Source organism: Vagococcus sp. WN89Y (genome assembly GCF_052220145.1).
GTDB lineage: Bacteria > Pseudomonadota > Gammaproteobacteria > Enterobacterales > Enterobacteriaceae > Kosakonia.
Genome location: NZ_JBQPOM010000027.1, coordinates 19,403 through 27,349, shown reverse-complemented (window position 1 = coordinate 27,349; position 7,947 = coordinate 19,403). Strand labels below are relative to the sequence as shown.

Annotated in this window: 7 protein-coding genes, 2 tRNA genes and 1 pseudogene; 6 read left to right on the top strand and 4 right to left on the bottom strand. The window is 50.3% G+C overall.

Annotation, left to right across the window (positions count from 1 at the left end):
• Positions 1 to 351: 351 nt before the first annotated feature.
• The 4 genes from ACTU3N_RS08700 to ACTU3N_RS08685 all read left to right on the top strand — a co-directional run bounded on the left by ACTU3N_RS08700 (position 352) and on the right by ACTU3N_RS08685 (position 3,429).
• Positions 352 to 714 (top strand): type II toxin-antitoxin system RelE/ParE family toxin, encoded by a 363-nt coding sequence (locus ACTU3N_RS08700; RefSeq protein ID WP_443085725.1) that lies wholly within the window; start codon positions 352 to 354, stop codon positions 712 to 714.
• Positions 711 to 1,013, top strand: a complete 303-nt coding sequence (locus ACTU3N_RS08695; protein WP_443085724.1) for a helix-turn-helix domain-containing protein — start codon at positions 711 to 713, stop codon at positions 1,011 to 1,013. The genes ACTU3N_RS08700 and ACTU3N_RS08695 overlap by 4 nt, the downstream gene beginning before the upstream one ends.
• 88 nt (positions 1,014 to 1,101) lie before the next feature.
• Positions 1,102 to 2,052, top strand: a complete 951-nt coding sequence (ldtA, locus tag ACTU3N_RS08690) for a L,D-transpeptidase (protein WP_443085723.1) — start codon at positions 1,102 to 1,104, stop codon at positions 2,050 to 2,052.
• A gap of 351 nt (positions 2,053 to 2,403) precedes the next feature.
• Positions 2,404 to 3,429 carry an LLM class flavin-dependent oxidoreductase gene (locus ACTU3N_RS08685; protein ID WP_443085722.1) on the top strand — a complete coding sequence of 342 codons (1,026 nt, stop codon included), beginning with the start codon at positions 2,404 to 2,406 and terminating at the stop codon, positions 3,427 to 3,429.
• Positions 3,430 to 3,556: 127 nt separating this feature from the next.
• Here ACTU3N_RS08685 and ACTU3N_RS08680 read toward each other — a convergent pair whose 3' ends face one another.
• Positions 3,557 to 4,462, bottom strand: a complete 906-nt coding sequence (locus ACTU3N_RS08680) for an alpha/beta fold hydrolase (RefSeq protein ID WP_443085721.1) — start codon at positions 4,460 to 4,462, stop codon at positions 3,557 to 3,559.
• Positions 4,463 to 4,548: 86 nt separating this feature from the next.
• Here ACTU3N_RS08680 and ACTU3N_RS08675 point away from each other — a divergent pair, with 86 nt between their 5' ends.
• Positions 4,549 to 4,929: a MerR family transcriptional regulator gene (locus tag ACTU3N_RS08675; protein WP_443085720.1), complete on the top strand. Its 381-nt coding sequence runs from the start codon at positions 4,549 to 4,551 to the stop codon at positions 4,927 to 4,929.
• A gap of 118 nt (positions 4,930 to 5,047) precedes the next feature.
• Here the strand turns inward: ACTU3N_RS08675 and ACTU3N_RS08670 are convergent.
• Both ACTU3N_RS08670 and ACTU3N_RS08665 read right to left on the bottom strand, forming a co-directional pair.
• Positions 5,048 to 5,123, bottom strand: a tRNA-Asn gene (locus ACTU3N_RS08670).
• An 80-nt stretch (positions 5,124 to 5,203) separates the two neighbouring features.
• Entirely contained in the window at positions 5,204 to 6,697 is a 1,494-nt protein-coding gene (locus tag ACTU3N_RS08665) for an EmmdR/YeeO family multidrug/toxin efflux MATE transporter (protein ID WP_443085719.1), read from the bottom strand.
• Positions 6,698 to 6,854: 157 nt separating this feature from the next.
• On the opposite strand from ACTU3N_RS08665, the gene ACTU3N_RS08660 reads away from it, so the two are divergent.
• A tRNA-Asn gene (locus tag ACTU3N_RS08660) sits at positions 6,855 to 6,930 on the top strand.
• Positions 6,931 to 7,257: 327 nt separating this feature from the next.
• On the opposite strand, the pseudogene ACTU3N_RS08655 reads toward ACTU3N_RS08660, so the two are convergent.
• Positions 7,258 to 7,619 (bottom strand): annotated as a pseudogene (locus ACTU3N_RS08655) (transposase); the annotation flags it as partial.
• Positions 7,620 to 7,947 lie beyond the last annotated feature (328 nt).

Genomic DNA, 7,947 nt, shown 5'->3' with positions numbered 1-7,947 from the left:
TCCTGCGACACTCTCCGCTAATTTTAAAACGAACGGTGTTGAGCACCATTCTTAACCACCTCGCAAAAACCTACCGAAATATGGTGCTGGTTTATTAGCGCTGATTTAGTGGGGATCCCTCAGCGCTTCGGCGGGGATTTTTTGCCTGTTATCCACCATGTTGCACGTCGGGGAAACAGCGTCCGGAAACAAGATCGCAAAGTTATCAATGCATTACATTGCATTGCGTTAAATCCTGGACGATGGGTTCCGGGTTTGGTTTTTCTCTGATGCGTGTGTGATTTTTTCACGGCAGACTTCGTTTATAGGTTTGTGTCTATATAGTTTTTAGTCTATATTGCGAGGTGTGTTGTGTGGCAGATTGAGATGACGCAGAGGTTTGATAGTTGGTTTAGTTCGTTGGGCGATTCCGATCGTACACGGGTGTTGGCGGCATTGATGGTGCTGCGGGAAAAGGGACCGATGTTGCCCAGGCCGTATGCGGATACGGTGAAAGGTTCCCGGCACAATAATATGAAAGAGTTGTGTATTCAAAGCCGGGGTTTTCTTTTTCGCGTCTTTTTTGCTTTTGATTATCAACGGGTCGGTATTTTACTTTGTGCAGGTAATAAGGTGGGTAATGAAAAACGTTTTTACGATGTCATGATCCCGATTGCTGACACAGAATTGATTAACTATTTGCAAAATCTGAAAAATAAGGGGAAAGAGCGATGAGCAAAACGCTGGAACAGCTGATTGCGGAACAACGGCCTGAAGTCGTGACGGCAGCGCAGGCCCTGGCCCAGGAAACGCTGCTGAATATTCACCTGGCTGAGCTGCGCGAGCGGGTAAAAAAAACGCAGAGCGAGATGGCGCAGGAGTTAGGGCTTAAGCAACCGACCGTGGCGGTGATGGAGAAGCAGGGGCGGGATATAAAACTCTCGACATTAAAACGTTATGTGGAGGCAACGGGCAGCAAGCTGCGAATCGATGTCGAGTTGCCCGATGGTTCTCATTATGACTTCGCGCTGTAAAGCTTGCAAAGCGTTATTGTCGAGGCGATGAAAGCGGTAAAGAGGACTATGCTTAATCCATAAATGTCGCGCAGGAGGAAGGGAAATCATGCGTCGAATAAAATGGTTTTGCTGCCTTGTCTTTCTGCTTGTCTCTACCCATACGCAGGCTGTCAGCTATCCGCTACCGCCTGAGGGGAGTCGGTTAACGGGCAGTGTGCAGATAATCACAGTCCCGCAGGATAATATGCAGCCCCTGGAGGCCTTCGCTGCCCGGTATGGGCAGGGGATGAGCAATATGCTGGAAGCGAACCCGGGGGTCGATCCGTTTCTGCCCAAAGGGGGTTCGCAGCTCATTATTCCGCAGCAGCTGATCCTGCCTGACACGGTTCGCGAAGGCATCGTGGTAAACATTGCTGAGATGCGCCTCTATTACTACCCCAAAGAGAGCGACACGGTTGAGGTTTTCCCTATTGGTATAGGCCAGGCCGGGCGTGAAACACCGCGAAACTGGGTGACAGCCGTCGAGCGTAAACAGGAAGGCCCCACCTGGACGCCAACGGCAAATACACGCCGTGAATACGCTAAAGAGGGGTTGTCGCTGCCTGCATTTGTTCCTCCAGGGCCTGATAACCCGATGGGGCTGTACGCTATCTATATCGGCAGGCTGTATGCGATTCACGGAACCAATGCTGATTTTGGCATCGGTCTGCGTGTAAGCCAGGGGTGCATCCGCCTGCGTAACAACGATATCAAATATCTTTTTGACAACGTTCCGGTTGGTACGCGGGTACAGATTATCGACAGGCCGATAAAAGTGACAACCGAGCCTGACGGCAGCCGCTGGGTTGAAGTGCATGAGCCGCTATCGCGTAATCGTGCCGAGTTTGCCTCGACAAACAGGGTTCCGTTACCGGCGACACCTGCATTGAGCGCGATGCTTAAAGGTGAAGGCGTTGATGCCGCGCTGGCTGAGAAAGCGCTTGAGCGCCGTTCCGGGTTGCCGGTCAATATTAGCGCGCCCGCGCGTTTTAACCCGCTCGAAAGAGAAAGCCTGTAGCGCAGCCAGGGGGCGGTGCGAGAAATGCCTTCTCCGTAGATTTACTGTTTGCGGGGCGTTAGTGGCGATGCAAAGCTGGTGATATTTCAGCAAGCAAATTCCAGGCCGCACAAGAAAATGCGGCCTGTTTCTGGCCACCCCGCCAGGTTGTACCTGGCGAGTACTCCTTGCTTCTGGTACAGACTTATTCAGTTATTTTGAAGTAGTAGATTAAACAAATGATATTTATCCTCGCTATGCAAGGCGTACAGTAGGGCAGGCACGGCGGGAAAATTCAGGTGCCTTTTATTCTGATTATCAGATGAATCACCCTTCCTGCTCTATTTCTCTGAAAAGAAGGACCACCACGTCATGAAGAAGATTGGATTTTTGTCATTTGGTCACTGGACGCCTTCTCCGCAATCGGCCACCCGTTCAGCCGCTGACGCATTGCTACAATCCATCGATCTGGCGGTGGCTGCTGAAGAACTGGGTGCCGACGGGGCTTACTTCAGAGTGCATCACTTTGCCCGGCAGCTTAGTTCTCCTTACGCTTTGCTGGCTGCTATCGGCGCTAAAACCCGCGCAATTGAGATTGGCACGGGTGTTATTGATATGCGTTATGAAAATCCGCTTTATATGGCTGAAAATGCCAGCGCTGCGGATTTAATTTCCGGCGGGCGTCTGCAGCTTGGTATCAGCCGGGGATCACCGGAGCAGGTTATTGATGGCTGGCGCTATTTTGGTTACCAACCGGCAGAAGGCGAAACGGATGCGGATATGGCGCGTCGGCATACGGAAGAACTGCTTGATGCGCTGCGTGGCGAAGGGTTTGCTAAACCGAATCCGCAGCCAATGTTCCCGAATCCTCCAGGATTATTGCGCCCTGAACCGTTTTCCGAAGGCTTACGCGAGCGTATCTGGTGGGGAGCCGGGTCTAACGCGACAGCGGTCTGGGCTGCGAAGCTTGGGATGAATCTGCAAAGTTCTACACTAAAAGATGACGAAACCGGCGAGCCTTTCCATATTCAACAGGCGCAGCAGATCCGTGCTTATCGTGCGGCCTGGAAAGAAGCAGGGCATTCACGTACGCCACGTGTCTCTGTGAGTCGCAGCATTTTTGCATTAATGGATTCACGCGACCGGGCGTATTTCGGCACCGGCCGGGAGGATAGCGATAAAATTGGTTTCCTCGATGAGAAAACCCGCGCTATTTTCGGGCGCAGTTATGCCGCAGAACCTGATAAATTGATTCAGCAATTGAAACAGGATGAAGCTATTGCCGAAGCTGATACGTTATTGTTGACAGTGCCAAACCAGTTAGGTGTGGACTATAACATACACGTTATCGACTCTATTTTGCAGCATGTGGCGCCGGAGATGGGCTGGCGCGACTGACTTGTAGTATAAAGTGCCAACAAAAGCGCCTTGCATCTCAATCACAATGCAAGGCGTTGAATTTGCTTCTTCCTGGCTCAGGCCATGCTTTCACTTAAGGCGTTATTGATTGCACGCTGTGCTGGTTTTATTTAACCCAATGTTGTAATGGCAAGCTGTCGGCAAATTCCTCCAGATCGCGGTTAAAGCGAACCGATTTTTCAATAAAAGGCGCATGGCCAGACTGCGAATAAACCTGCGTACGAATCTGCGGGTTAATGCTCAACGCTCGTGCCAGCGATGCTTTCGGTTGTACCAGTGCATCATGTTCGCCATAGATAAACAGCAGTGGCACCTTAACGTTTTTTAATCCTTGTTCCAGCTGGATGCTCATCGACGGTACCGCGCGTTGCATCGGCCAGGACGCAATCGCAGCATTTGCCAGCAGGCGTTCAAACATAACGCTGTCCGGCTGCTGATAAAAACACAGGCGCAGGAACGCACGCTCGCCGTCGAGATGCGTTTTTAAATCTTCCGCAGTCATATCCTGATATACCCCGGCGTGAGCAGGGATCAGCTGCGGCGTGAGCTCAACGACCCCACCGACATACAACGCACCGCCAATCTGGCTGTCACCGTAGACTGCCAGGTAATTGGTTATCACTGCGCCGCCCAGCGACCAGCCCACCAACAGCGGCTTACGGGCATGACTCCCCGCGATCACTGCTGCCAGATCCTGAGCCCAAAGCTTACCATCGCGATAAGCTTCTTCCTGCTGCGGCTTGCCGGAAAGGCCGTGCCCGCGCAGGTCGAAAGCAATCAGGCGGTGATGTTGCAATTGCGGGTCCTGCCATTGTTTTTCCCAGTTGAGATGACTGCCCAGCAGGCCGTGAATAAAGATAATCGGCGAGCCATCAGGATCACCCGATTCCTGGACCGCCAGCGATACGCCATCCGGTGACGTCACAGAATAGTGCTTATCAGCAGCGAAGAGCGCGGTAGAAACCAACAGCAAAAATAGTGACAACAAGGTACGAGAACGCGATAACAACATAAAATTCTCCTGTGAATGATGATTCGCGGCTATCCTGAACCCTGACACTGGCGTCAGAGTCAAGACCCTGCTGAGGAGGTACAAAAATGTTGTTATCTATTGGTGAGCTGGCGAAGAAAACCGGCGTTAGCGTGCGCGCCATCCGTCATTACGACCAGCATGGCCTCTTGACGTCCACGCGCGCCTGCAATGGTTATCGTCATTTCCCTGAACAAGCGATTACCCAGGTAAGGCAGATCCAACGGCTGATTGCTACCGGCTTCAGTATTGCGGAAATCCGCTCTTTCCCTGATTGTATGCGGCTGGTTGAAGGTACTGCGTTTTGCCCGGAAACCTACCCCGTGCAGCGCAAACGTCTGACATCAATTGAGCGGCAGATTATCGAACTGGAGCGTCGTCGCGCGCGGCTCATTAAGACGTTGTCGCAAAGTGTGGTCGAAGACGCCGGGGACAGTCAGGTGAGCTGAGGTGAATCCATTCAGGTTGATTTAGAATTTGCAACGCTCGGGCAGGGGGAAAAATCAGACGGGCCTGGTAAAAGTTTCAGAAAGCAAAAAGCCTGCTCGTAAGCAGGCTTTCTAAATTTGGCTCCTCTGACTGGACTCGAACCAGTGACATACGGATTAACAGTCCGCCGTTCTACCGACTGAACTACAGAGGAATCGTGTGAACGGGGCGAATATTAACGACGCCCCTGGATCTTGTCAAAGGTTGATTTCACATTTCAGCGCGTTTGCCGAATTATTCTCCATTTTGCGCAGAAAGAGAGCTTTGCACTGGCGTTTTCTGTGGTCGCGGATATTTCCATAGCCAGCGACCGCTGATCATTCGCCAGTAGAACAGCGCGCCACGTACTGCCCAGTCGAGAAACATTCCAAGCCACACCCCGACGACGCCCATCCCCAACACGATACCCAGCGTATAACCCGCCACAACGCGACATCCCCACATACCGAGCATTGAAACCCACATGGCAAAACGGGCGTCCCGCGCACCTTTTAGCCCGGCAGGCAACACCCATGAAGCAGCCCAGATAGGCATAAACGCAGCGTTGAGCCAAAGAAGTACCTTAACCACTTCTTTTACGTCTTCTTCCTGTGTATAAAACGAGGCAAACAGACCGGCAAACGGTGCCGTTCCCCAGGCAATTGCCGTCAACATGAAGGTCGACATCCAGAAGACATGGCGAAGCTGGCGCTCAGCCTGGCCAATCTGTCCTTTACCCAGACGTTTACCGGTAATGATCGTCGATGCCGAACCCAGCGCGTTACCCGGCAGGTTAATCAACGCGGCGACGGAAAAAGCAATAAAATTACCCGCGATGACATTCGTCCCCATTCCGGCAACAAACATTTGCGTCAATAATTTACCGCCGTTGAACAAGACAGATTCAATACTTGCAGGGATACCAATCCCCATCACTTCACGGATAATGGCAAAGTTGAGCTTTTCAAAATAACTTTTCAGGGAAATGCGTAGCGCCGGGTTAAAACCAATCATCAGTACCCAGATAATGGCGACCGCGCCAATATAACGGGAGATGGTCAGTCCAAGCCCCGCACCAGCAAAACCCAGCCCTTTCCAGCCGAGCAGCCCGTAAATCAAAATGCTGCTGATGATAATGTTCAGGATATTCATTCCACCATTAATCAGCAGCGGTATTTTGGTGTTCCCTGCCCCCCGCAACGCCCCGCTGCCAATTAAAGCAATCGCTGCGGCAGGGTAACTTAGTACGGTAAGCTCAAGATAAGTCAACGCCAGCGCTTTTACCTCCGGCGAGGCTGCACCAGCAATAAAATTAATAACTTCTTCGCCGAAGAAGTGGGTGACGGCGGCCAGTACGATAGCAAACAGCGTCATGATCATCAGTGACTGGCGCGTGGCAGCCCTCGCCCGCTCGCCATCAAGCTTACCAAGACTGAAAGCCACGACCACGGTTGTTCCGAGATCGATTGCGGCAAAAAAGGACATCACCACCATGTTGAAGCTGTCAGCCAGCCCAACACCTGCCATTGCTTCTTTTCCCAGCCAGCTGACAAGAAATGTACTCAACACGCCCATCAACAGGACACAGGTATTTTCCAGAAAAATGGGCACGGCAAGAGGGGTGATTTCTCGCCAGAATAAAACGCGATAGCTTTTACGTTTTTTATACCAGGGCGTACGCATAACGGCCTGGCGAAGGGGGGTAACAACGTTCAAAATGGTCCTTAGCCGCGAAAGATGAAACCACATTTCAAATGATGGGGGAGATTTACTGATCCTGCAAAGGGTTTCAGTAGAAATTGTTGCTAACGCAGGCGAACTGTCGAGGGAAGCAGCAAATGAACGTCATTGGGCAAAATGAGATTTGACAAAAATTTTTTCGCCGCTAAGATTGCCTCCACACGATTCCTCTGTAGTTCAGTCGGTAGAACGGCGGACTGTTAATCCGTATGTCACTGGTTCGAGTCCAGTCAGAGGAGCCAAATTAAGGAAAGCAGACATTCATTGATGTCTGCTTTCTGCATTTCTGTCAGTTGGTTGTCCCTTTTTCACGCTCACCCTTATTCACTAAAAATCCCTCAAAGCTATACTCATTCGCTGGTAAAAATGTTGGAAATGGTCGCTCGATTGCACTTTTACCAACAAACAGGGGATGCTGTTATGCCACTTACTGGTACTGAAGAAAAAAATGCCAGGCCCTCGATATGGAATACAATAGTGAACAGCGCCACGAATCCCTGAATAATTTGATGCCGGAAGAATACCGGCAGAGGGTTGAAAAACCGGAAACCTTAAAAAGTACGTGGAACTAAAACAGGTGTGCTTACAATGCCTTTGGCGTAGAGGGACAAAATCTGGCTGTCCATCTGCGTGATGCGCGTCAGATGCTTCTTAATCAGCTGGGGTTCGAAGGTATTTTCACGGTCACGCGGCGTGTTCAGTTCGATCTCGCCGTCATCGCACAGCAGTGTTTTTGATGAGTAGCCATTGCGGGTGTTTGAGCCTGTTTTGGGCGCATTTTTTTATGCCCGAGATGGTCAGTTAGCTCAGTATTGAGCGCTGTTTCGACGGTCAACTTCGTCAGCATACGGGAAAACTGATTGAGATCGGCCTCGGTTTTAAGACCTTTAGCCAATTCTGCCGCAAGGGGCCTGAGTTTCTTATCGTCCATAATTTGCCTGTCTCCGTTGTTGGAGTGAACATATCAAAAACAGGCAATTACACAATTTTAATTACAGTCTCTTTCTTCTCTGCGCAAGGTATATCAAGAAAACTATTTTTCTGCTTCTGATAAATAATCTATTCATCAATGCTTTCTGGATTCATAATATCCTTAATTTTATTTTTGTTACTCTCCTGAACTATCTTTTCTGAATGTTAATTATGGTTTGCTCTGCTGTTTTTCTTATTTGTTAGTTGATGACTGGCAAGGTAAATAAATCAATAACACTGAATTTTGAATATTCCGTTTCGTTGTTTTTATACTTTTCGCTTCTTTT